This is a genomic window from Streptomyces sp. URMC 127, from assembly GCF_051386535.1.
Lineage (GTDB): Bacteria > Actinomycetota > Actinomycetes > Streptomycetales > Streptomycetaceae > Streptomyces.
The window spans coordinates 1-21,191 of sequence record NZ_JBPQTW010000119.1; the positions used below are offsets into that span (position 1 = coordinate 1).

18 protein-coding genes and 1 pseudogene are annotated in these 21,191 nt (G+C 72.6%); 1 reads left to right on the plus strand and 18 read right to left on the minus strand.

Translation table 11 applies throughout. The annotated features are described in order from the left end of the window. Positions 1-854: 854 nt before the first annotated feature. From ACSNOH_RS22100 to pyrR, 14 genes and pseudogenes are all read right to left on the minus strand, one after another. Positions 855-2,991, minus strand: a pseudogene (locus ACSNOH_RS22100) (primosomal protein N'). A gap of 102 nt (positions 2,992-3,093) precedes the next feature. Next, on the minus strand, positions 3,094-4,302 hold the full coding sequence (gene metK / locus ACSNOH_RS22105; protein WP_436723149.1) for a methionine adenosyltransferase: 1,209 nt from the start codon (positions 4,300-4,302) through the stop codon (positions 3,094-3,096). A gap of 175 nt (positions 4,303-4,477) precedes the next feature. Beyond that, positions 4,478-5,701: a bifunctional phosphopantothenoylcysteine decarboxylase/phosphopantothenate--cysteine ligase CoaBC gene (coaBC, locus tag ACSNOH_RS22110; RefSeq protein WP_436723150.1), complete on the minus strand. Its 1,224-nt coding sequence runs from the start codon at positions 5,699-5,701 to the stop codon at positions 4,478-4,480. A gap of 100 nt (positions 5,702-5,801) precedes the next feature. Continuing rightward, positions 5,802-6,074, minus strand: coding sequence for a DNA-directed RNA polymerase subunit omega (gene rpoZ / locus ACSNOH_RS22115; RefSeq protein WP_004948662.1), 273 nt, complete (start codon positions 6,072-6,074; stop codon positions 5,802-5,804). A 34-nt stretch (positions 6,075-6,108) separates the two neighbouring features. Further along, the gene (gene gmk / locus ACSNOH_RS22120) at positions 6,109-6,699 is read right to left on the minus strand and encodes a guanylate kinase (protein ID WP_436723151.1); all 591 of its coding nucleotides are present in this window, start codon (positions 6,697-6,699) and stop codon (positions 6,109-6,111) included. Positions 6,700-6,737: 38 nt separating this feature from the next. Further along, entirely contained in the window at positions 6,738-7,061 is a 324-nt protein-coding gene (locus ACSNOH_RS22125; RefSeq protein WP_030365336.1) for an integration host factor, read from the minus strand. A gap of 296 nt (positions 7,062-7,357) precedes the next feature. Beyond that, entirely contained in the window at positions 7,358-8,224 is an 867-nt protein-coding gene (pyrF, locus tag ACSNOH_RS22130; protein ID WP_436723152.1) for an orotidine-5'-phosphate decarboxylase, read from the minus strand. Positions 8,225-8,316: 92 nt separating this feature from the next. Beyond that, on the minus strand, positions 8,317-9,420 hold the full coding sequence (locus tag ACSNOH_RS22135) for a quinone-dependent dihydroorotate dehydrogenase (protein WP_436723153.1): 1,104 nt from the start codon (positions 9,418-9,420) through the stop codon (positions 8,317-8,319). Between the two features lie 91 nt (positions 9,421-9,511). After that, the gene (carB, locus tag ACSNOH_RS22140; RefSeq protein ID WP_436723154.1) at positions 9,512-12,820 is read right to left on the minus strand and encodes a carbamoyl-phosphate synthase large subunit; all 3,309 of its coding nucleotides are present in this window, start codon (positions 12,818-12,820) and stop codon (positions 9,512-9,514) included. Then, positions 12,813-13,955, minus strand: coding sequence for a glutamine-hydrolyzing carbamoyl-phosphate synthase small subunit (carA, locus tag ACSNOH_RS22145; protein ID WP_436723155.1), 1,143 nt, complete (start codon positions 13,953-13,955; stop codon positions 12,813-12,815). Before carA ends, carB begins: the two co-directional genes overlap by 8 nt. Further along, on the minus strand, positions 13,952-14,533 hold the full coding sequence (locus ACSNOH_RS22150; RefSeq protein ID WP_436723156.1) for a hypothetical protein: 582 nt from the start codon (positions 14,531-14,533) through the stop codon (positions 13,952-13,954). Before ACSNOH_RS22150 ends, carA begins: the two co-directional genes overlap by 4 nt. After that, on the minus strand, positions 14,530-15,819 hold the full coding sequence (locus ACSNOH_RS22155) for a dihydroorotase (RefSeq protein WP_436723157.1): 1,290 nt from the start codon (positions 15,817-15,819) through the stop codon (positions 14,530-14,532). Before ACSNOH_RS22155 ends, ACSNOH_RS22150 begins: the two co-directional genes overlap by 4 nt. Next, a complete protein-coding gene (locus ACSNOH_RS22160; RefSeq protein WP_436723158.1) occupies positions 15,819-16,805 on the minus strand; it encodes an aspartate carbamoyltransferase catalytic subunit in 987 nt (328 codons plus the stop codon). The genes ACSNOH_RS22155 and ACSNOH_RS22160 overlap by 1 nt, the downstream gene beginning before the upstream one ends. A gap of 87 nt (positions 16,806-16,892) precedes the next feature. Next, entirely contained in the window at positions 16,893-17,462 is a 570-nt protein-coding gene (gene pyrR, locus ACSNOH_RS22165; RefSeq protein ID WP_436723159.1) for a bifunctional pyr operon transcriptional regulator/uracil phosphoribosyltransferase PyrR, read from the minus strand. Positions 17,463-17,696: 234 nt separating this feature from the next. Between pyrR and bldD the strand changes: the two genes are divergently transcribed. After that, entirely contained in the window at positions 17,697-18,197 is a 501-nt protein-coding gene (gene bldD, locus ACSNOH_RS22170) for a transcriptional regulator BldD (RefSeq protein WP_004948690.1), read from the plus strand. 80 nt (positions 18,198-18,277) lie between these two features. Here bldD and nusB read toward each other — a convergent pair whose 3' ends face one another. The 4 genes from nusB to ACSNOH_RS22190 form a co-directional block, all read right to left on the minus strand. Next, positions 18,278-18,712 carry a transcription antitermination factor NusB gene (gene nusB / locus ACSNOH_RS22175; protein ID WP_436723160.1) on the minus strand — a complete coding sequence of 145 codons (435 nt, stop codon included), beginning with the start codon at positions 18,710-18,712 and terminating at the stop codon, positions 18,278-18,280. Between the two features lie 2 nt (positions 18,713-18,714). Beyond that, the gene (gene efp, locus ACSNOH_RS22180) at positions 18,715-19,281 is read right to left on the minus strand and encodes an elongation factor P (RefSeq protein WP_436723161.1); all 567 of its coding nucleotides are present in this window, start codon (positions 19,279-19,281) and stop codon (positions 18,715-18,717) included. A 50-nt stretch (positions 19,282-19,331) separates the two neighbouring features. Beyond that, positions 19,332-20,438: an aminopeptidase P family protein gene (locus ACSNOH_RS22185; protein ID WP_436723162.1), complete on the minus strand. Its 1,107-nt coding sequence runs from the start codon at positions 20,436-20,438 to the stop codon at positions 19,332-19,334. Between the two features lie 87 nt (positions 20,439-20,525). After that, a partial coding sequence (locus tag ACSNOH_RS22190; RefSeq protein ID WP_436723163.1) for an AAA family ATPase occupies positions 20,526-21,191 on the minus strand: 666 nt, incomplete at its 5' end.

Below are 21,191 nucleotides of genomic sequence, written 5' to 3' on the forward strand. Positions count from 1 at the left end.
CCCGGCCCAGACCCCGCCCCCCGCCCACCGCGAAGAACGCCCCCCGGCCTTCCCGGGCCCCCGCAACGGCTAGCCCTGCGGGCGGCGAACGGTCGCCCCCGGCGCGGGGGCGGATCGCGGCCTGCCGCGGGGCAGATCGCCGCATACGCCCGTGCCGGGCACTCTCATCCCGCCGCCACGGCGAGCAACCCACCACATGGCCACCGGCGGTGCCGAGCCCACCTCAGGCCGCTGGGGCACCGCCGGACACCGCCGCGGGGGCCGATCGCCATCGCGGCGGACTCAAAGAGCCCGCGCCGGGCACTAGCCGCACAGCCAGACGGCCGGACCCGCCGCCAGCAGGCCCCACACGTGCCGGGCACTCACAGCCCGCCGTACCGGCGAACAACACACCACCAGCCCACCGGCGATGCTGGGCAGAAGGCCCAGGCCTGCTGGGAGCACGCCCGCCTCGGGCACTCTCTCCCCGCCGCAACGGCGAACACCCCACCTAGACGCCCACCGGCGGTGCCGAACCCACCCCAGGCGGTTACGGCACCGCCGGACACCACCATGGGAGCCGGTCGCCATCGCGGCGGACTCAAAGAGCCCGGCCCCGGACCCCACACCGCGCCGGGCACTCGCCGCACAGCCAGACGGCCGGACCCGCTGGAGCACGCCCGCCTCGGGCACTCTCTCCCCGCCGCAATGGCGAACAACCCACCTAGACGGCCACCGGCGGTGCCGAACCCGCCTCAGGCGGTTACGGCACAGCCGGGCACCGCAGTCGGAGAGCCGGCCCGCAAGAAGCACGCCCGCGCCGGGCGCACCCGCCCCCCCCGTACTGGCGCCGTCACCCCGCCGGAGGCGGCCCGTCAGCCGATGTCCGGGGGATCGATCCGCAGCCGTACCGGCTCGCCGCGCCGCCTGCGCGGTCTTGAGGGCGGCGGCCAGCGCCGCCCCCCGCCCCGGCCGCACCCGGAGCAGGGCCCGCTCCCACCGCTCCCCCGGCGGGGGGTCCCCGGGGCGCCGCGGGCGACCCGGGGCCGTCACCGGCAGGGGCACCGGGCCGAGCACCTCCGCGTCCTCGGGGAGCTCCGCCGCGGCGAGCAGGTCCGCGACGTCCTCCGGCGGCCCGGAGACCGACGCCATCCGGGACACCGGCGGGAAGCCGAGCTCCGCGCGGTCGGCGAGCTCCCGCATCGCGTGCCCGGCGGGATCCCAGCGCACGAGCGCCTGCACGGGCCGGAGCGTGGGCTCGGCGACGACGACCACGACGCCGCCCTCCCCCTGCCCGCGGACGAGCGCCGCCGCGGCCAGCCAGCGCCGCAGCGCGTTCTCCCCCGCCCGCAGGTCGGGGAAGCCGAGCAGCGCCCAGCCGTCGAGCAGCAGGGCCGCGGCATAACCGCCCTCGGCGACGGGCTCCGCACCGGGGGTGGAGACCACGATCGCGGGCCGGTCCGGGACCGTGTCCAGCACGTGATCGCGCCCTGAGGTCCGTACGGGCACGGACGGGAAGGCCCGCCCGAGCTCCTCCGCGGTGCGCCCCGCACCCACGACGCGGGCCCGCAGCCGGGTGCCGCCGCACTCCGCGCAGTGCCAGCCGGGGGGCGCTTCCTGCCCGCACCAGCCGCACTTGAGCGCGCCGCCGGCGTCGCCGGCCTCCAGCGGCCCGGCGCAGTGCGCGCAGCGGGCGGGCTCGCGGCACCGCTCGCAGCCCAGGCGGGGCACGTAGCCCCGGCGCGGCACCTGCACGAGCACCGGCCCCCTCTGGAGGGCCTCACGGGCGGCCTGCCAGGCGTGACTGGGCAGCCGGGCGGCCCGCGCGGCCGCATCGCGGGCCTCGTCGGCGTCGCCGACGGTCCGCACGGCCGGGGCGACGGCCCGCACCGTCTCGCGGGCGGCGGCCAGCGGCAGGGCCCAGCCCGTGTTCACCAGCTGGGCGGCCTCCACGGTGCAGCCGAAACCGCCCAGCAGGAATGCCGCCTTCTCGTGCACGGCGCGCTGCACCAGCACTTCACGGGAGTGCGGATGCGGGGCGTTCTGCGCGCTGTGGCTGCCGTCCCCGTCGTCCCAGACGGCGACGAGCCCGAGGTCCCGTACGGGCGCGAACATCGCGGCCCGCGTGCCGACCACGGCCCGCACCGAGCCCCGGCTGACCGCCAGCCAGCGGCGATACCGCTCCTCGGGCCCGAGCTCGGCCGTCAGCAGCACGTGCCGCCCCTCCCCCAGGAGCTCCCCGAGGGCGGCGTCGACGCGCGCCGCGGCCCGCCCGTCCGGCACGACGACCAGCGCACCGCGCCCGGACGCCAGCGCCGCCGCGGCGGCCCGCGCGAGCTCCTGCGGCCACTGCGGACCGGGCAGCGCCGTCCACACGGCCCGCGGGGCGTCCCCCCGGGCCACGGCATCGAGGAAGGCGGGCCCGGTGGGATACCGCACCCAGCTCCCGGGCTCCGGCACGGCGGGCGGCGGCAGCGGCGCGGGCGACGGCTCGGCCTCGATGCGGGCGTGCCGGGGCGGCACGGCGAGCTGCAGCACGTCGGCGAGCGAGCCGGCATACCGGTCGGCGACGGCCCGGCAGAGCTCGTACAGCTCCGGACCGAGCACCGGCTCCGGCGAGAGCACCTGGGCGATCGCGGCGAGCGGCCCCTGATAGTCGGACTCGGCCACGCGCTCGACGATGTACCCGTCGAGGAGCCCGCCGCCCTCCCGGCGCCCCCCGCGCACATTCCGCGTGCCGGCCCCGAAGCGCACCCGCACCCGCACACCCGGCCGGGCGTCGGCGTCGAGCTCCTCGGGCACAGCGTAGTCCCACAGCCGGTCCAGGTGGACGGGGCCCTTGTCGACGAGCACGCGCGCGACGGGCAGCGTCTTGGCCAGCGGCGCCCCCCGCCACGTGCGCGGCTTGGCCTTGGGCGCCTTGGCCTTCGCCTCCCGCACGCTCTCCCGGATGAGCGCAAGCTGCTCCCCGCGCCCCCGGTCCCCACCGGACCGCCCGTTCTCGCTGCTCACAGCCACAGTCCTACCAGATGCCACTGACAACGCCGGGCGGACTGGATTCCAGTCCGCCCGGCGTCGGGACAGCGGTGGCCGGGGCTTCGCCCCAGGAGGTGCTTACAGACCCGCGGCCTTCTTCAGGGCCTCCACGCGGTCCGTGCGCTCCCACGTGAAGTCGGGCAGCTCGCGGCCGAAGTGGCCGTACGCGGCGGTCTGGGAGTAGATCGGGCGCAGCAGGTCCAGGTCGCGGATGATCGCGGCCGGGCGGAGGTCGAAGACCTCGGCGATGGCGTTCTCGATCTTGTCGGTGTCGATGGTGTTCGTGCCGAAGGTCTCGACGAACAGGCCCACCGGCTCCGCCTTGCCGATCGCGTAGGCGACCTGGACCTCGCAGCGCGAGGCCAGACCGGCCGCGACGACGTTCTTGGCGACCCAGCGCATCGCGTAGGCGGCGGAGCGGTCGACCTTGGACGGGTCCTTGCCGGAGAAGGCGCCGCCGCCGTGGCGGGCCATGCCGCCGTACGTGTCGATGATGATCTTGCGGCCGGTGAGGCCGGCGTCGCCCATGGGGCCGCCGATCTCGAAGCGGCCGGTCGGGTTCACCAGGAGGCGGTAGCCGTCGGTGTCGAGCTTGATGCCGTCCTCGACGAGCTCCTTGAGGACGTGCTCCACGACGAACTCGCGGACGTCGGGTGCGAGGAGGGAGTCCAGGTCGATGTCCGACGCGTGCTGCGAGGAGACGACGACGGTGTCGAGGCGGACGGCCTTGTTGCCGTCGTACTCGATGGTGACCTGCGTCTTGCCGTCGGGGCGCAGGTAGGGGATGGTGCCGTTCTTGCGGACCTCCGACAGGCGGCGCGAGAGGCGGTGCGCCAGCTCGATCGGCAGCGGCATGAGGTTCGGCGTCTCGTCGCAGGCGTAGCCGAACATCAGGCCCTGGTCGCCCGCGCCCTGCTTGTCGAGCTCGTCCTCATCGCCCTCGACGCGGGCCTCGTAGGCGGCGTCGACGCCCTGGGCGATGTCCGGGGACTGGGCGCCGATGGAGACCGAGACGCCGCAGGAGGCGCCGTCGAAGCCCTTCTTCGACGAGTCGTAACCGATCTCGAGGATCTTGTTGCGCACGAGCGTGGCGATCGGCGCGTAGGCCTTGGTCGTCACCTCGCCGGCGACGTGCACGAGGCCCGTGGTGATGAGGGTCTCGACGGCGACCCGGGACGTGGGGTCCTCGCGCAGCAGGGCGTCGAGGATGGTGTCGCTGATCTGGTCAGCGATCTTGTCGGGGTGACCCTCGGTCACGGACTCCGAGGTGAACAGGCGGCGGGACACATCGCTCCCTGGGGTTGCAGCGGCTGCTGGCTGATCATTGACGGACCCGGCCGAGAGCTGCGCTCGGCGCTGGGTCCTCGGTCAGTTTATCGGGCGTTCTCGTGGTTGGGGCATCCTGTCTCGTATCACCGGCCTGGTGACCTGCGACACTCGCACGCTCCGGCGCGCGGCGGGCTCAGCCGAAACGCCGTACGACGAGGTCCCAGACGGTGTCCGCGAGGTCGTCCTTGGGCCCGTAGGGAACGGGGGTCTCGGAGCCGTCGGGGGCCAGGACGACGGCCTCGTTCGCCTCCGATCCGAAGGTCTTCCGCTCCCCCACTTCATTGACAACCAGCAGGTCACAGCCCTTGCGGGCGAGTTTGGCGCGGCCGTTGGCGAGGACGTCGTCGGTCTCGGCGGCGAAGCCGACGACGATCTGCCCGGGGCGCGGCCGGCTCGCCGAGAGCTCGGCGAGGACGTCGGGGTTCCGGATGAGCCCGACGGGCGCCGGCTCCTCGCCGTCCCGCTTTTTGATTTTGCCCTCGGCATAATGCGAGGGGCGGAAATCGGCCACCGCGGCGGCCATCACGACGGCGTCCGCGTCCTCGGCGGCCTTCAGAACGGCCTCCCGGAGCTGTACGGCGGTGCCCACCCGTATGACGTCGGCGCCGGCCGGGTCGGGCAGCTCGCTGTTGGCGGCGACGAGCGTGACGCGGGCCCCGCGCGCGACGGCGGTGCGGGCCAGGGCGTACCCCTGCTTGCCGGAGGAGCGGTTGCCGAGGAAGCGGACGGGGTCGAGCGGCTCGCGGGTGCCGCCGGCGCTGATGACCACGTGCCGGCCGGCGAGGTCGGCGACGGGGGCCGCGGCCCCGCGGGCCAGCACCCGGCGGCAGACCTCGAAGATCTCCTCGGGGTCGGGAAGCCGGCCCTTGCCGGTGTCGGCGCCGGTGAGGCGGCCGACGGCGGGCTCGATGACGATCGCGCCGCGGCGGCGCAGCGTCGCCACGTTCTCCTGGGTGGCCGGGTTCTCCCACATCTCGGTGTGCATGGCCGGGGCGAAGACGACCGGGCAGCGGGCGGTGAGCAGCGTGTTGGTCAGCAGGTCGTCGGCGAGGCCGTGGGCGGCCTTGGCCAGCATGTCGGCCGTGGCGGGCGCGACCACCACGAGCCGGGCCTCCTGCCCGATGCGCACGTGGGGCACCTCGTGGACGCTCTCCCACACCTCGGTGCCGGCGGGGTGGCCGGACAGCGCCGACCAGGTGGCCTCGCCGACGAAGTGCAGGGCCGAGGCCGTCGGCACCACGCGGACGTCATGGCCGGACTCGGTGAGCCGGCGCAGCAGCTCGCACGCCTTGTAGGCGGCGATGCCGCCGCTGACCCCCAGGACGACCTTGGGCTTGTCCATCGTCTCCCCATCCATCGGCGTCTTCCCGTTCATCGGTTCCGGTGCTGCAGCTCCCATGACACACCAAAGGCCCGGCAGCGGCGCTGCCGGACCCCTGGTGACGTGTGTGCCGTGCCTACTGCGCCGGGGCCTCGATGGCCTCGGAGGTCAGCAGACCCGCGTTGATCTCGCGGAGCGCGATGGAGAGCGGCTTCTCGTGGACGTGGGTGTCCACCAGCGGGCCGACGTACTCCAGCAGGCCCTCGCCGAGCTGCGAGTAGTACGCGTTGATCTGACGGGCGCGCTTGGCGGCGTAGATCACCAGGCTGTACTTCGAGTCGGTGGCCTCGAGCAGCTCATCAATCGGCGGGTTGATGATGCCCTCGGGCGCGGTGATGGAAGAGGACACTCTCTGCCTTCCGAAGGGGGGTGAAGAAAGATGGTCAACGGAGCAAGGCTAGCAGTTCACGCGCAACGTCCTCGACGGAGGTGTTGACCAGCGTGACGTCGAACTCCGACTCCGCGGCGAGCTCGACCCTGGCCGCCGCGAGGCGGCGCTCGATCACCTCGGGCGACTCGGTGCCCCGGCCGGTGAGCCGGCGGACCAGCTCGTCCCAGCTCGGGGGCGCCAGGAAGACCAGCTGAGCGTCCGGCATGGTCTCGCGGACCTGCCGGGCGCCCTGCAGGTCGATCTCCAGCAGCACCGGCTCGCCGGCCTCCAGGCGGTCGAGGACCGCCCGGCGCGGCGTGCCGTAGCGGTTGCCGGCGAACTCGGCCCACTCCAGCAGCTCACCGTTGGCGATGAGCTTGTCGAACTCCTCGTCGTCCACGAAGAAGTACTGGACACCGTCCTGCTCGCCGGGGCGCGGCTTGCGGGTGGTGGCCGAGACCGAGAGCCACACCTCGGGGTGCGCCTTGCGCATATGGGCGACGACCGTGCTCTTGCCGACCCCGGAGGGGCCGGAGAGCACGGTCAGCCGCGGTTGTCTGGCCGGGGGTACGGGGGACGTCCCCCGGGAGACTGCAGTACTCATGCAGCGATTATCCCGGTTCGCGGGAGTGCCTGGGAACGTCAGGCGGCCTTGCCGCCGAACTCACGCTCCAGGGATGCGATCTGGTTCGAGCCGAGCCCGCGCACACGACGGCTCTCGGAGATCCCGAGCCGCTCCATGATCTGCTTGGCGCGGACCTTGCCCACGCCCGGCAGACTCTCCAGGAGTGCGCTGACCTTCATCTTGCCGATCACTTCGTTCGTCTGGCCCTGCGCGATGACATCGTGCAGCGAGGCTCCGGAGTGCTTGAGCCGATTCTTGACCTCGGCGCGCTCCCGGCGAGCCGCGGCGGCCTTTTCGAGCGCGGCAGCGCGCTGTTCAGGGGTAAGGGGCGGAAGAGCCACGCCTACGTCACCTCGGATATCGAACTGTCGGATAACGGACCGGTGAGGAACCTAGTCGGCCCACACCTGGGGAGCAACGAGCAACGCGCTTGCACGTTCGCTCTCGTCGGAGACTAGCGGCCGATTCCGCTCCAGTCAGCGAGAACAAGCGAAAAGTCCTGGTCAGACTCGCTCGACCAGGACTTTTCCGGACATATAGACCAACAATTTTGACGCTTCCGCGGCGGACGACCGCGCGCCGGGCCCCGCCGCGCGCTCGCCGGGCCCCCGCCGGCCGCGCCGCGGGCCCCCGGCGGCTACCCGGCCGACGGATCCGCGGCGCCCACGGCCTCCCGCACCTCGGCCGCGAACCGCTCGGCGCTCGCCCGCAGCGCCGTGACGTCCGGCCCGTGCCGGAGCACGCCCCGGCTGACGTTCGGCACGACGTCGCGCACGGCCGCGCCGAAGACCTTCGGCAGGTCGGCGGCGGTCGCGCCCTGCGCGCCGATGCCGGGCGCGAGCAGCGGTCCGTTGATGTCCAGGTCCGCGCGCGCCGCGCCGAGCGAGCCGCCCAGGGTGGCGCCGACGACCGCGCCGAACGAGCCCATGGGCGCGGCGTCCGCGTTCTCCGCCCGCAGGTGGTCCAGCATGGTCGCGGCCACGCTCGCCCCGCCGGCCCGTACGGCGTGCTGCACCTCGGCGCCCTCCGGGTTCGAGGTGAGCGCGAGCACGAAGACCCCGGTGCCGCTCTCGCGCGCCAGCTCCAGCGCCGGGCGCAGCGAGCCGTAGCCGAGGTAGGGGCTCACCGTCACGGCGTCGGAGAAGAGCGGCGAGGCGGGGTCGAGGTAGGTGGCGGCGTAGGCGGCCATGGTGGAGCCGATGTCACCGCGCTTGGCGTCCATGAGGACCAGCGCGCCGGCCTCCCGGGAGTCGGCGACGGCCTGCTCCAGGACGGCGATGCCGCGCGAGCCGAAGCGCTCGAAGAAGGCGGACTGGGGCTTGAGGACGGCCACGCGGTCGGCGAGCGCCTCCACGACGGTGCGGGTGAAGCGCTCCAGGCCGTCGATGGTGTCGGGCAGGCCCCAGTCGGCGAGGAGGGAGGCGTGCGGGTCGATGCCGACGCAGAGCGGGCCGCGCTCGTCCATGGCACGGCGGAGTCTCGCGCCGAAGGGTTCGGTGGTCATGGGTTTCCCTTTTCGGGTCGGGTGCGGGCCGGTGGTCGGTGTGCGCCCACCCGTTCCGCCCTGCGGAACGACTGCCCACACACGGGCCGTGGTCAACGCGTGGCGGCGCCTACCGCTTCGGCGAGGGTCTTGTACGGGCTGGCCGCGAGCTTCTCGGCCAGCCCGTTGTGGATCTTGCGGCACCAGAACGGGCCCTCGTAGATGAAGGCGCTGTAGCCCTGGATCAGCGTGGCGCCCGCCAGGATGCGCTCCCAGGCGTCGTCGGCGGTCTCGATGCCGCCGACCCCGACGAGGGTGATCCGGTCGCCCACGCGGGCGTACAGGCGGCTCAGGACCTCCAGGGAGCGGTTCTTCAACGGGGCGCCGGACAGGCCGCCGGCGCCGATGGCCTCGACGGTCCGCTTGGGCGTGGCCAGGCCCAGGCCCTCGCGGGCGATCGTCGTGTTGGTGGCGATGATGCCGTCCAGGCCGAGCTCGACGGCGAGGTCGGCCACGGCGTCGACGTCCTCGTCGGCCAGATCGGGGGCGATCTTCACCAGCAGCGGCACGCGCCGCGAGGTGACCGTGCGGTCGGCGGCCTCGCGGACCGCGGTCAGCAGCGGGCGCAGCGCCTCGGTGGCCTGGAGGTTGCGCAGGCCGGGCGTGTTGGGCGAGGAGACGTTGACGACGAGGTAGTCGGCGTGGGCGGCGAGGCGCTCGGTGGAGGTGACGTAGTCGGCGACGGCCTCGGCCTCCGGCACGACCTTGGTCTTGCCGATGTTGACGCCGACGGTGGTGCGGAAGACGGCCTTCCGGGCCGCCAGGCGCTCCGCGACGGCCGCCGAGCCGTCGTTGTTGAAGCCCATGCGGTTGATCAGCGCGCGGTCGGCGACGAGGCGGAAGAGGCGCTTCTTGGGGTTGCCGGGCTGGGGCTGCGCGGTGACCGTGCCGATCTCGACGTGGTCGAAGCCGAGCATGGCCATGCCGTCGATGGCCGCGGCGTTCTTGTCGAAGCCCGCGGCGAGGCCGAAGGGGCCGTGCATGCGCAGGCCGAGGGCCTCGGTGCGCAGCTCCTTGTGGCGGGGGGCGAGGACGGCCGCGACGAAGGTGCGCAGGACGGGGACGCGGGCCGCGGCGCGGATCCAGGCGAAGGCCATGTGGTGGGCCTTCTCGGGGTCCATCCGCTGGAAGATCAGTCGGAAGAAGAGGGAGTACATGGGGGCCGGGCCTTCCGCAGCCGAAGGGGAGGTTCCAAGGGGCCGCCCGTGGGCCCCGGCGAGAGCCGGGGCCCACGGGCGGGAAGGGTGGTCAGGACCGGGCGGCGATCAGGTGCTCCGCGTGCTCCTGCAGGGAGCGCACCCCGACGTCTCCGCGGGTGAGCGCCTCGATGCCCTGGACGGCGGCCGCGAGGGCCTGGACCGTGGTCAGGCAGGGCACCGCGCGGGCGACCGCGGCCGTACGGATCTCGTAGCCGTCGAGGCGGCCGCCGGTGCCGTAGGGCGTGTTGACGATCAGGTCGACCTGGCCGTCGTGGATGAGCTGGACGATGGTCTTCTCGCCGTCCGGGCCCTCGCCCTCGCTCTGCTTGCGCACCACGGTGGCGTTGATGCCGTTGCGGCGGAGGACCTCGGCGGTGCCGGAGGTGGCCAGCAGCTCGAAGCCGTGGGCGACCAGCTCGCGCGCCGGGAAGATCATCGAGCGCTTGTCGCGGTTGGCCACCGAGACGAAGGCCCGGCCCTTGGTCGGCAGCGCGCCGTAGGCGCCGGCCTGCGACTTCGCGTAGGCGGTGCCGAAGACGGTGTCGATGCCCATGACCTCGCCGGTGGAGCGCATCTCCGGGCCGAGGACGGTGTCCACGCCGCGGCCGTGGATGTCGCGGAAGCGCGACCACGGCATCACGGCCTCCTTGACGGAGATCGGGGCGTCCATCGGCAGGGTGCCGCCGTCGCCCTCCTTGGGCAGCATGCCCTCGGCGCGCAGCTCGGCGATGGTCGCGCCCAGCGAGATGCGGGCGGCGGCCTTGGCGAGCGGCACGGCGGTCGCCTTGGAGGTGAAGGGGACCGTGCGGGAGGCGCGCGGGTTGGCCTCCAGGACGTAGAGGATGTCCCCGGCCATGGCGAACTGGATGTTGATCAGGCCGCGGACGCCGACGCCCTTGGCGATGGCCTCGGTGGAGGCGCGCAGCCGCTTGATGTCGAAGCCGCCGAGGGTGATCGGGGGCAGGGCGCAGGCGGAGTCGCCGGAGTGGATGCCGGCCTCCTCGATGTGCTCCATGACGCCGCCGAGGTAGAGCTCGTGGCCGTCGTAGAGCGCGTCGACGTCGATCTCGATGGCGTCGTCGAGGAAGCGGTCGATGAGGACCGGGTGCTCGGAGATCAGGCCGGCGTGGCGCTCCAGGTACTCGCCGAGGGAGGGCTCGTCGTAGACGATCTCCATGCCGCGGCCGCCGAGCACGTAGGACGGGCGGACCATGACCGGGTAGCCGATCTCGGCGGCGATGCCCTTGGCCTCCTCGAAGGAGAAGGCGGTGCCGTACTTCGGCGCGGGCAGGCCGGCCTCGGTGAGCACGCGGCCGAAGGCGCCGCGCTCCTCGGCGAGGTCGATGGCCTCGGGCGAGGTGCCGACGATCGGCACGCCGTTGTCCTTGAGGGCCTGGGCGAGGCCGAGCGGGGTCTGGCCGCCGAGCTGGACGACGACGCCCGCGACGGGGCCGGCCTCCTGCTCGGCGTGGACGATCTCCAGGACGTCCTCCAGGGTGAGCGGCTCGAAGTAGAGCCGGTCGGAGGTGTCGTAGTCGGTGGAGACGGTCTCGGGGTTGCAGTTGACCATCACGGTCTCGTAGCCGGCGTCGCTGAGGGCGAAGGAGGCGTGGACGCAGGAGTAGTCGAACTCGATGCCCTGGCCGATGCGGTTCGGACCGGAGCCCAGGATGATCACCGCGGGCTTCTCGCGGCGCGCGACCTCGGTCTCCTCGTCGTAGGAGGAGTAGAAGTACGGGGTCTTCGCGGCGAACTCGGCGGCGCAGGTGTCGACCGTCTTGTAGACCGGGCGGACGCCGAGGGCGTGCCGGACCTCGCGGACGACGCCCTCGGGCAGGCTGCGGATGGCGCCGATCTGGGCGTCGGAGAAGCCGTGCCGCTTGGCCTCGGCCAGCAGCTCGGGCTCCAGCCGGACGGCGGCGGCCAGGTCGTCCGCGATCTCCTTGATCAGGAAGAGCTGGTCCGTGAACCACGGGTCGATGCGGGTGGCCTCGAAGACCTCCTCCGGGGTGGCACCGGCGCGGATCGCGGCCATCACCGTGTTGATCCGGCCGTCGGTGGGCACCTTGGCCTTGGCCAGCAGCTCCGCCTTGTCGCCGGGAGCCGTGACGAAGTCGAACTGCGAGCCCTTCTTCTCCAGGGAGCGCAGGGCCTTCTGCAGCGCCTCGGTGAAGTTGCGGCCGATGGCCATGGCCTCGCCGACCGACTTCATGGTCGTGGTGAGGGTGGCGTCGGCGGCCGGGAACTTCTCGAACGCGAAGCGGGGCGCCTTGACGACGACGTAGTCGAGCGTGGGCTCGAAGGACGCCGGGGTCTTCTCGGTGATGTCGTTGGGGATCTCGTCCAGCGTGTAGCCGACGGCGAGACGGGCGGCGATCTTCGCGATCGGGAAGCCGGTGGCCTTGGAGGCGAGCGCGGAGGAGCGCGAGACGCGCGGGTTCATCTCGATGACGATGACCCGGCCGTCGTCGGGGTTGACCGCGAACTGGATGTTGCAGCCGCCGGTGTCGACGCCGACCTCGCGGATGATCGCGATGCCGACGTCCCGGAGGATCTGGTACTCGCGGTCGGTGAGCGTCATCGCCGGGGCGACGGTGATGGAGTCGCCCGTGTGGACGCCCATGGGGTCGAAGTTCTCGATGGAGCAGACGACCACGACGTTGTCGTTCTTGTCGCGCATCAGCTCCAGCTCGTACTCCTTCCAGCCGAGGATGGACTCCTCCAGGAGCACCTCGGTGGTCGGGGAGAGCGTGAGGCCCTGGCCTGCGATGCGGCGCAGCTCCTCCTCGTCGTGGGCGAAGCCGGAGCCGGCGCCGCCCATGGTGAAGGAGGGGCGGACGACGACGGGGTAGCCGCCGAGCGTCTCGACGCCCGCGAGGACCTCGTCCATGGTGTGGCAGATGACCGAGCGGGCGGACTCGCCGTGGCCGGTCTTGGCGCGGACTGCCTCGACGACGCCCTTGAACAGGTCGCGGTCCTCACCCTTGTGGATGGCCTCGACGTTGGCGCCGATGAGCTCCACGCCGTACTTCTCCAGCACGCCGTTCTCGTGCATGGAGATGGCGGTGTTGAGCGCGGTCTGGCCGCCGAGGGTGGGCAGGAGGGCGTCGGGGCGCTCCTTGGCGATGATCTTCTCGACGAACTCGGGGGTGATCGGCTCGACGTACGTGGCGTCGGCGATCTCCGGGTCGGTCATGATCGTGGCCGGGTTGGAGTTGACGAGGATGACCCGCAGGCCCTCGGACTTCAGCACGCGGCAGGCCTGGGTGCCGGAGTAGTCGAACTCCGCGGCCTGGCCGATGACGATCGGGCCGGAGCCGATGACCAGAACGGACTGGATGTCGGTGCGCTTAGGCACGCTGGCCCTCCATCAGGGAGACGAAGCGGTCGAACAGGTACGCGGCGTCGTGCGGGCCTGCTGCTGCTTCGGGGTGGTACTGGACGCTGAATGCCGGCTGGTCGAGCAACTGGAGGCCTTCCACCACGTTGTCGTTCAGACACACGTGGGAGACCTCGACCCGGCCGTACGGCGTGTCGGTCGCCCGGTCGAGCGGGGCGTCGACGGCGAAGCCGTGGTTGTGCGCGGTGACCTCGACCTTGCCGGTCGTGCGGTCCTGCACGGGCTGGTTGATGCCGCGGTGGCCGTACTTCAGCTTGTAGGTGCCGAAGCCGAGGGCGCGGCCGAGGATCTGGTTGCCGAAGCAGATGCCGAACAGCGGCGTCCTGCGGGAGAGGACCTCGCGCATGACGGCGACCGGGTGGTCGGCGGTGCTCGGGTCGCCCGGGCCGTTGGAGAAGAACACGCCGTCGGGGTTCACGGCGTAGACGTCCTCGGCGGTGGCCGTGGCGGGCAGGACGTGCACCTCGATGCCGCGCTCGGCCATCCGGTGCGGGGTCATGCCCTTGATGCCCAGATCGATCGCGGCGACGGTGAACCGCTTCTCGCCGATCGCGGGGACGACGTAGGTCTCCTTGGTGGCGACCTCGGCGGAGAGGTCGGCGCCCGTCATCTCGGGGGCCTGGCGCACCTCGGCGAGCATCGCGCCCTCGTCCGGCAGGGAGTGCCCGGAGAAGATGCCGACGCGCATGGCGCCGCGCTCGCGCAGATGGCGGGTGAGGGCGCGGGTGTCGATGCCGCAGATGCCGACGACGCCCTGCTTGGCCAGCTCCTCGTCCAGGGACCGGCGCGAGCGCCAGTTGGAGGGGATACGGGCGGGGTCGCGCACGACGTAGCCGGCGACCCAGATGCGGGCGGACTCGGGGTCCTCGTCGTTGACGCCGGTGTTGCCCACGTGCGGGGCCGTCATCACGACGACCTGGCGGTGGTACGAGGGGTCGGTCAGGGTCTCCTGGTAGCCGGTCATGCCGGTGGAGAACACGGCCTCGCCGAAGGTCTGCCCCACGGCCCCGTAGGCCCGGCCGCGGAAGATCCGGCCGTCCTCCAGGACGAGTACGGCGGGAACCTTCGCGGCTCCCCTGCTGGAGGTCGTCATCGTGCGCCTTCCGTGTCGCTGTTCAGGTGGTGCAGGTGGGTGAGGGCCTCGACCCAGGCGGCGTGCTCGGCCACCCGGTCGGAGCGGAAACCGGAATCGATCTCGCGGTCCCCGTGCACCCAGGTGATCACCAGCAGGCCGCCCTCGGTGAGGACCTTGCCGGCGATGCCCTTGTCGAGCCGGGCGCCGCGCACCCGGTCCGCGGGGATGAAGAAGTCCTGGGCGCCGGGGCGGACGACGCCGACGCCCTGCTCCGTCAGGGTGAGCTCGGCGCGGCTGCGGGTGCCGAGGCCGCGCGCGACGATGCGGTCGAGCCACTGCCCGGCGGTGGTGGAGCCGTGGTAACGACCGGTCATCGTCAGGGAGGGTTCACCCCGCTCGGCGGGGGCGGCGGGCAGCTCGGGCAGGTCGCCCTGGAGCGTGCCGCGCCACTTCCAGCCCTCGCGCATCAGCCAGTAGAGCAGCGCGACGAAGAGCAGCAGCCCCACGACCCAGCCGATGCGGGCGGCCCAGTCGGTGACGGCGGCAGACTTCTGCTCGGCCGCCAGGTTGATCAGTGCAGATGGTGCAGATGTCACGCGAGAATCCCGTCCACGACCGTTGCCCGGCCCCGCAGGAAGGTGTGGGTGACGCGACCCGGCAGCTCGCGGCCCTCGTAGGGGGTGTTGCGGCTGCGGGAGGCGAAGCCCGCGGGGTCCACGACACCACGGTAAGCGGAATCCACCAGGGTGAGGTTGGCGGGCTCACCGGCGGCGATCGGGCGGCCGTGGCCGTCGAGGCTGCCGATGCGGGCCGGCTTGACGGACATGCGCTCGGCGACGCCGGCCCAGTCCAGCAGCCCGGTCTCGACCATCGTCTGCTGGACGACGGACAGCGCGGTCTCCAGGCCCACCATGCCCATGGCGGCCGCGGCCCACTCGCAGTCCTTGTCCTCGTGCGGGTGCGGTGCGTGGTCGGTGGCGACGATGTCGATCGTGCCGTCGGCCAGGGCCTCGCGCAGGGCCATGACGTCGCGCTCCGTGCGCAGCGGCGGGTTGACCTTGTAGACCGGGTTGTACGAGCGGACGAGCTCGTCGGTCAGCAGCAGGTGGTGCGGGGTGACCTCGGCGGTGACGTCGATGCCGCGCGACTTGGCCCAGCGGACGATCTCGACGGAGCCGGCCGTGGACAGGTGGCAGATGTGCACCCGGGAGCCGACGTGCTCGGCGAGCAGCACGTCGCGGGCGATGATCGACTCCTCGGCGACGGCGGGCCAGCCGCCCAGGCCGAGCTCGGCGGAGACGACGCCCTCGTTCATCTGGGCGCCCTCGGTGAGCCGGGGCTCCTGGGCGTGCTGGGCGACGACGCCGCCGAAGGCCTTCACGTACTCCAGCGCGCGGCGCATGATCACGGCGTCGTCGACGCACTTGCCGTCGTCGGAGAAGACGGTGACGCCGGCGGCGGAGTCGTGCATGGCGCCGAGCTCGGAGAGCTGCTTGCCCTCCAGGCCGACGGTGACGGCGCCGATCGGCTGCACGTCGCAGTAGCCGGACTCCTTGCCCAGGCGCCAGACCTGCTCGACGACGCCGGCGGTGTCGGCGACGGGGAAGGTGTTGGCCATGGCGAAGACGGCGGTGTAGCCGCCGCTCGCGGCGGCGCGGGTGCCGGTGAGGACGGTCTCGGAGTCCTCGCGGCCGGGCTCGCGCAGGTGGGTGTGGAGGTCGACCAGGCCGGGCAGCAGGATCTTGCCGGCGGCCTCGATGACCTGGGCGTCCTCGGGGGCGGTCAGCCCGGCACCGACCTCGGCGATGGTCTCGCCGTCGATCAGCACGTCCTGCGGCTCGCCGCCGAGGACCTTCGCACCGCGGATCAGGATCTTGGACATTACTTGTTCTCCTCGGTGCGGGCGTTGTTCGTGGTCACGGCCGGCTCGGAGCCGCCGAGCAGCAGGTAGAGGACGGCCATGCGGGTGCTGACGCCGTTGGCGACCTGCTCGACGGCCGTGCAGCGGGCGGAGTCGGCGACCTCGGCGGTGATCTCCATGCCGCGGTTCATCGGGCCGGGGTGCATCACGACGGCGTGCTCGGGCATCTTCGCCATGCGGTCGGCGTCCAGGCCGTAGCGGCGGGCGTACTCGCGCTCGGTCGGGAAGAAGGCGGCGTTCATCCGCTCGCGCTGGACGCGCAGCATCATCACGGCGTCGGACTTGGGCAGCACGGCGTCGAGGTCGTAGGAGACCTCGCAGGGCCAGGCCTCCACGCCGACCGGCACCAGCGTGGGCGGGGCGACGAGGGTGACCTCGGCGCCGAGGGTGGTCAGCAGGTGGACGTTGGAGCGGGCCACGCGGCTGTGCAGCACGTCGCCGACGATCGTGATGCGGCGCCCGGAGAGGTCCTGGCCGAGCCCCGCGTCCCGGCCGACCAGGCGGCGGCGCATGGTGAAGGCGTCCAGCAGGGCCTGGGTCGGGTGCTCGTGGGTGCCGTCGCCGGCGTTGACGACGGCCCCGTCGATCCAGCCGGAGTTCGCCAGCCGGTAGGGCGCGCCGGAGGCGTGGTGGCGGATGACGACGGCGTCCGCGCCCATCGCCTCCAGGGTCAGCGCGGTGTCCTTCAGCGACTCGCCCTTGGAGACCGAGGAGCCCTTGGCGGAGAAGTTGATGACGTCGGCGGAGAGCCGCTTGGCGGCGGCCTCGAAGGAGATGCGGGTACGCGTCGAGTCCTCGAAGAAGAGGTTGACGACGGTGCGGCCGCGCAGGGTCGGCAGTTTCTTGATGGGCCGGTCGGCGACCCGGGCCATCTCCTCGGCGGTGTCGAGGATCAGGACGGCGTCGTCGCGCGTGAGGTCGGCGGCCGAGATGAGGTGGCGCTGCATCCGGTTGCTCCGTGGTTGGGGAGGTATGCGGGGGTACGGGCGGGCATGCCGCGGCACGGGCCCGGGCTACCGGGTCCGCGGTGGGGGTTACTGCCCGTCGGCCGGGGCGGTCGCGCCCGCGCCGAGGAGCACGCTGTCGCGGCCGTCCTCCTCGGTGAGGTGGACCTTGACCGTCTCCCGCAGCGACGTCGGGAGGTTCTTGCCGACGTAGTCGGCGCGGATGGGGAGCTCGCGGTGGCCGCGGTCGACGAGGACGGCGAGCTGGACGGCGCGCGGGCGGCCCAGGTCGTTCATCGCGTCGAGGGCGGCGCGGATGGTGCGGCCGGAGAAGAGCACGTCGTCGACCAGGACGACGAGCTTGCCGTCGATGCCCTCACCGGGGATCTCCGTGCGGGCGAGGGCACGCGCGGGGCGGAGCCGCAGGTCGTCGCGGTACATGGTGATGTCGAGGGAGCCGACCGGGGTCTTGCCTCCGGTGATCTCCTCGAGCTTGGCGGCCAGCCGGCGGGCGAGGAAGACGCCGCGGGTGGGAATGCCGAGGAGCACGACGTCGTCGGCGCCCTTGGCGCGCTCGACGATCTCATGCGCGATACGGGTGAGGACCCGGGCGATGTCCGGTGCTTCGAGCACGGGACGCGCGCTGGGAATTGCGTCCATACGAAACGGACCTCCTTCTCCGCCTCACGGGACGGACATTAAAGGACGTCGGATTTACCTCCTCACCGTACCAGCCCCGGCGCCGGGCGCTCACCGTCACCCCTCCTGGGGGACGGTATGGACCATTCGGCTTGACGAAGTCAGATTACGCTGCGTAACCTCACAGTGAGTTACCAGACACGCGGCAGTCGCATCAGACGCCGTCGCACGTCGATACAGCGTCCGGGGAGCTTTATGTCCAGCGAATACGCCAAACAGCTCGGGGCCAAGCTCCGCGCCATCCGCACCCAGCAGGGCCTCTCCCTTCACGGCGTGGAGGAGAAGTCCCAGGGCCGCTGGAAGGCCGTCGTAGTGGGTTCGTACGAGCGCGGCGACCGTGCCGTGACCGTGCAGCGCCTGGCCGAGCTGGCCGACTTCTACGGGGTTCCCGTGCAGGAGCTGCTGCCCGGCACCACGCCGGGCGGCGCCGCCGAGCCGCCGCCGAAGCTGGTTCTGGACCTTGAGCGCCTGGCCCATGTGCCGGCCGAGAAGGCCGGCCCGCTCCAGCGTTACGCGGCCACCATCCAGAGCCAGCGCGGCGACTACAACGGCAAGGTCCTCTCGATCCGCCAGGACGACCTGCGCACCCTTGCCGTCATCTACGACCAGTCGCCCTCGGTGCTCACCGAGCAGCTGATCAGCTGGGGCGTGCTCGATGCGGACGCGCGCCGCGCGGTCCAGCACGAGGACGCCTGACGGCCGGCCCGGTCATACAACCGCCCGGGGGCGGGAAACCTTGCGGTTTCCCGCCCCCGGGCGGTTTGGTTTTGGTGCGCCTACTTCTCGTCGCGCCGGAGGCTCGGCTTGAGCTCCTTGAAGCGGCCGAGCAGGCCGTTGACGAAGGCCGGCGACTCGTCCGTGGAGAACTCCTTGGCGAGCTGCACCGCCTCGTCGATCGCCACGGCGTCCGGAGTGCCGTCCTCCCAGATCAGCTCGTAGGCACCGAGCCGCACGATGTTCCGGTCCACGACCGGCATCCGGTCCAGGTCCCAGTCGACCGCGTAGGTGGAGATCAGCTCGTCGATCCGGGCGACGTGCCCGGCGTACCCCTCGACCAGCTGCATCGTGTACTCGTTCACCGGCGGCTGGCGGTCGTCGGACCGCGAGTGCCGGATCCAGTCCGCGAGCACGTTCTGCACGGTGATGCCGCGCTGGTCGGCCTCGAAGAGGATCTGGAAGGCGCGCTTACGGGCCTTGCTGCGGGCAGCCACGGTTAGCTGTTCACCCGGCCGAGGTAATCGCCGGTGCGCGTGTCGACCTTGATCTTCTCGCCGGTGGTGACGAAGAGCGGGACCTGGATCTCGTAGCCCGTCTCCAGCTTGGCGGGCTTGGTGCCACCGGTGGAGCGGTCGCCCTGGACGCCCGGGTCGGTGTGCTCGATGGTCAGCTCGACGGCGGCCGGCAGCTCGACGTAGAGCACCTCGCCCTCGTGCGTGGCCACGGTGGCGGTGAAGCCCTCGAGCAGGAAGTTGGCGGCGTCGCCCACGGCCTTGCGGTCGACCATCAGCTGGTCGTACGTCTGCATGTCCATGAAGACGAAGTAGTCGCCGTCCATGTAGGAGAACTGCATGTCGCGGCGGTCGACGGTGGCCGTCTCGACCTTCACGCCGGCGTTGAAGGTCTTGTCGACGACCTTGCCGGAGAGCACGTTCTTCAGCTTCGTACGGACGAAGGCGGGGCCCTTGCCGGGCTTGACGTGCTGGAACTCGACGACGGACCAGAGCTGGCCGCCTTCGAGCTTGAGCACCATGCCGTTCTTGAGGTCGTTCGTGGATGCCACGGTTGCGGTATCTCCTGGACTGGTGGAACCAGAAAGTGCGGTGCGCCCCGCTAGAGCGCGAGCAGCTCTTTGGTCGTGATGGTGAGTAGCTCGGGTCCGCCGTCCGCCTCGGGGCGGACGACGAGCGTGTCATCGATCCGGACCCCGCCGCGGCCCGGGAGGTGTACCCCCGGATCTACGGTGACCGGCACGCAAGCGTCCAGTTTACCCATTGCCGAAGGCGTCAGCCGAGGGTCCTCGTCGTTTTCGAGCCCCACGCCGTGTCCGATCCGCGGCCCGACCCGCTCGCCGTGCCCGGCGGCCTCCAGCACCACGCGCGCCGCACGGTCCACGTCCCGGTACGGCGTGCCCGGCGCGAGCGCCTCCCGGCCGGCCCGCTGGGCGGCGAAGACCTGGTCGTAGAGCTCGATCTGCCAGTCCGCCGGGCTGGTCCCGATCACGAACGTCCGGCCGATCTCGCTGCGGTAGCCGCGGTAGTCGGCGCCCACGCACACGCTGAGGAAGTCGCCCTCCTCCACCCGGCGGTCGCCGGGCAGGTGCCCGGCCAGCCCCGAGTTCGGCCCGGTGCCCACCGAGGTGGGGAAGGCCGGGCCCGTCGCACCGTGGTCGACCAGCCGGCGCTCCAGCTCCAGGGCCAGGTGCCGCTCGGTCCGCCCGACCAGGATCGACTCCAGCAGCTCCCCCAGGGCCTGGTCGGCGATCTCCGCGGCGATCCGCAGGGAGGAGATCTCCTCGTCGTCCTTGACCAGCCGCTGCTGCTCCACGGCGGCGCCCAGGTCCGCGAGCCGCAGCCGGGGCGCGACCGACTGCAGGGCGCGGTGGCGGGAGACCGTCAGGTGGTGCTCCTCCACGGCGAGCGAGCCGAGCCCGGCGGCCGCGGCGCGCTCGGCACCGGCGACGGCGGGGTCGCCGTCCGCCTCGGCCAGCACGAGGACCTGCAGGTCCTCCGCCGCCCGGGGGCCCGCGGCGGTGCCGCAGGGGTCGCAGGGGCACAGCAGGACGTCCTGGCCGGGGGTCACCAGCAGCGCCGCCCCGGCCGGTGCGGTGCCGGCCAGATAGCGGACGTTGGCGTTCCCGGAGACCAGGGCGGCCTCGCTCCCGGCCGCGTGGCAGCGCTCGCGCAGCCGCTCGCGGCGTGCCGCGTACACCTCGGACATGTCTTTGAGCCTACGGCCGGGCTTCGCGGGCGGCCGTCCCAGCGCGTCCGGACGGGCGCCCGCTGCGGGGCGCCCGGCCGGGGGCGGTCACCAGCTGGGCGGGCTGCTCAGCGAGCGGGCGACGACCTCGTCGAGCAGGCGCGCGGTGGTGGCGACGTCCTGCTGGGAGTTGTCGATGATCGGCAGGCCCGAGCCGTACCAGCCGGCCATCCGGCCGTGGATCCGGGCCACCTCCTCGTCGCCGAGGCGGCGGTTGCCCGTGCGCTCGGCGTTGCGCTCCAGGACGACCTCCAGGCCGGGCAGCAGCACGACGGGGAGCAGGCCGGGACCCACGTGCCGCTTCCAGCCGCCCAGGCCGACGGCGGGCCGGTCGGGGAAGACGGCGTCGTCGAGGATGCAGGAGATGCCGTTGGCGAGGAAGTTGCGGGCGGCGAAGCCGCAGGTGCGGCGGGCCAGCCGGTACTGCGCCTCGGAGTGGTCGTTCCAGCCGGACTGCGGGTCGGCGAAGCCCGAGCGCACCCACTCGCGGACGTCGTCCAGGCTGATGTGGGCGGTGGGCACGCGGCGGGTGTCCGCCCAGTGCCGGGCCACGGTGGTCTTCCCGGCGCCGGCCGGCCCGATGAGGATCACCGCGACGGCGGCGTGGGCGGGATCGGCGGGCTGCGTGCCGGGAGCCGTGCCCGGCACGGGGGCACCCTGCGGAAGCGTGAAGTGGCCGGTCTGCGCGGCGGGCGGCGGGGGCGCCTGCGGGGC

What these genes read in the sequence shown, in the direction of transcription:
- coaBC (WP_436723150.1), bottom strand. Translation starts at nt 5,701, where the DNA reads ATGGATGGGGAGACGATGGACAAGCCCAAGGTCGTCCTGGGGGTCAGC.
- pyrR (WP_436723159.1), bottom strand. Translation starts at nt 17,462, where the DNA reads ATGGACGCAATTCCCAGCGCGCGTCCCGTGCTCGAAGCACCGGACATC.
- ACSNOH_RS22135 (WP_436723153.1), bottom strand. Translation starts at nt 9,420, where the DNA reads ATGTACTCCCTCTTCTTCCGACTGATCTTCCAGCGGATGGACCCCGAG.
- ACSNOH_RS22160 (WP_436723158.1), bottom strand. Translation starts at nt 16,805, where the DNA reads ATGCAGCGCCACCTCATCTCGGCCGCCGACCTCACGCGCGACGACGCC.
- gmk (WP_436723151.1), bottom strand. Translation starts at nt 6,699, where the DNA reads ATGAGTACTGCAGTCTCCCGGGGGACGTCCCCCGTACCCCCGGCCAGA.
- ACSNOH_RS22155 (WP_436723157.1), bottom strand. Translation starts at nt 15,819, where the DNA reads ATGTCCAAGATCCTGATCCGCGGTGCGAAGGTCCTCGGCGGCGAGCCG.
- carA (WP_436723155.1), bottom strand. Translation starts at nt 13,955, where the DNA reads ATGACGACCTCCAGCAGGGGAGCCGCGAAGGTTCCCGCCGTACTCGTC.
- bldD (WP_004948690.1), top strand. Translation starts at nt 17,697, where the DNA reads ATGTCCAGCGAATACGCCAAACAGCTCGGGGCCAAGCTCCGCGCCATC.
- pyrF (WP_436723152.1), bottom strand. Translation starts at nt 8,224, where the DNA reads ATGACCACCGAACCCTTCGGCGCGAGACTCCGCCGTGCCATGGACGAG.
- ACSNOH_RS22185 (WP_436723162.1), bottom strand. Translation starts at nt 20,438, where the DNA reads ATGTCCGAGGTGTACGCGGCACGCCGCGAGCGGCTGCGCGAGCGCTGC.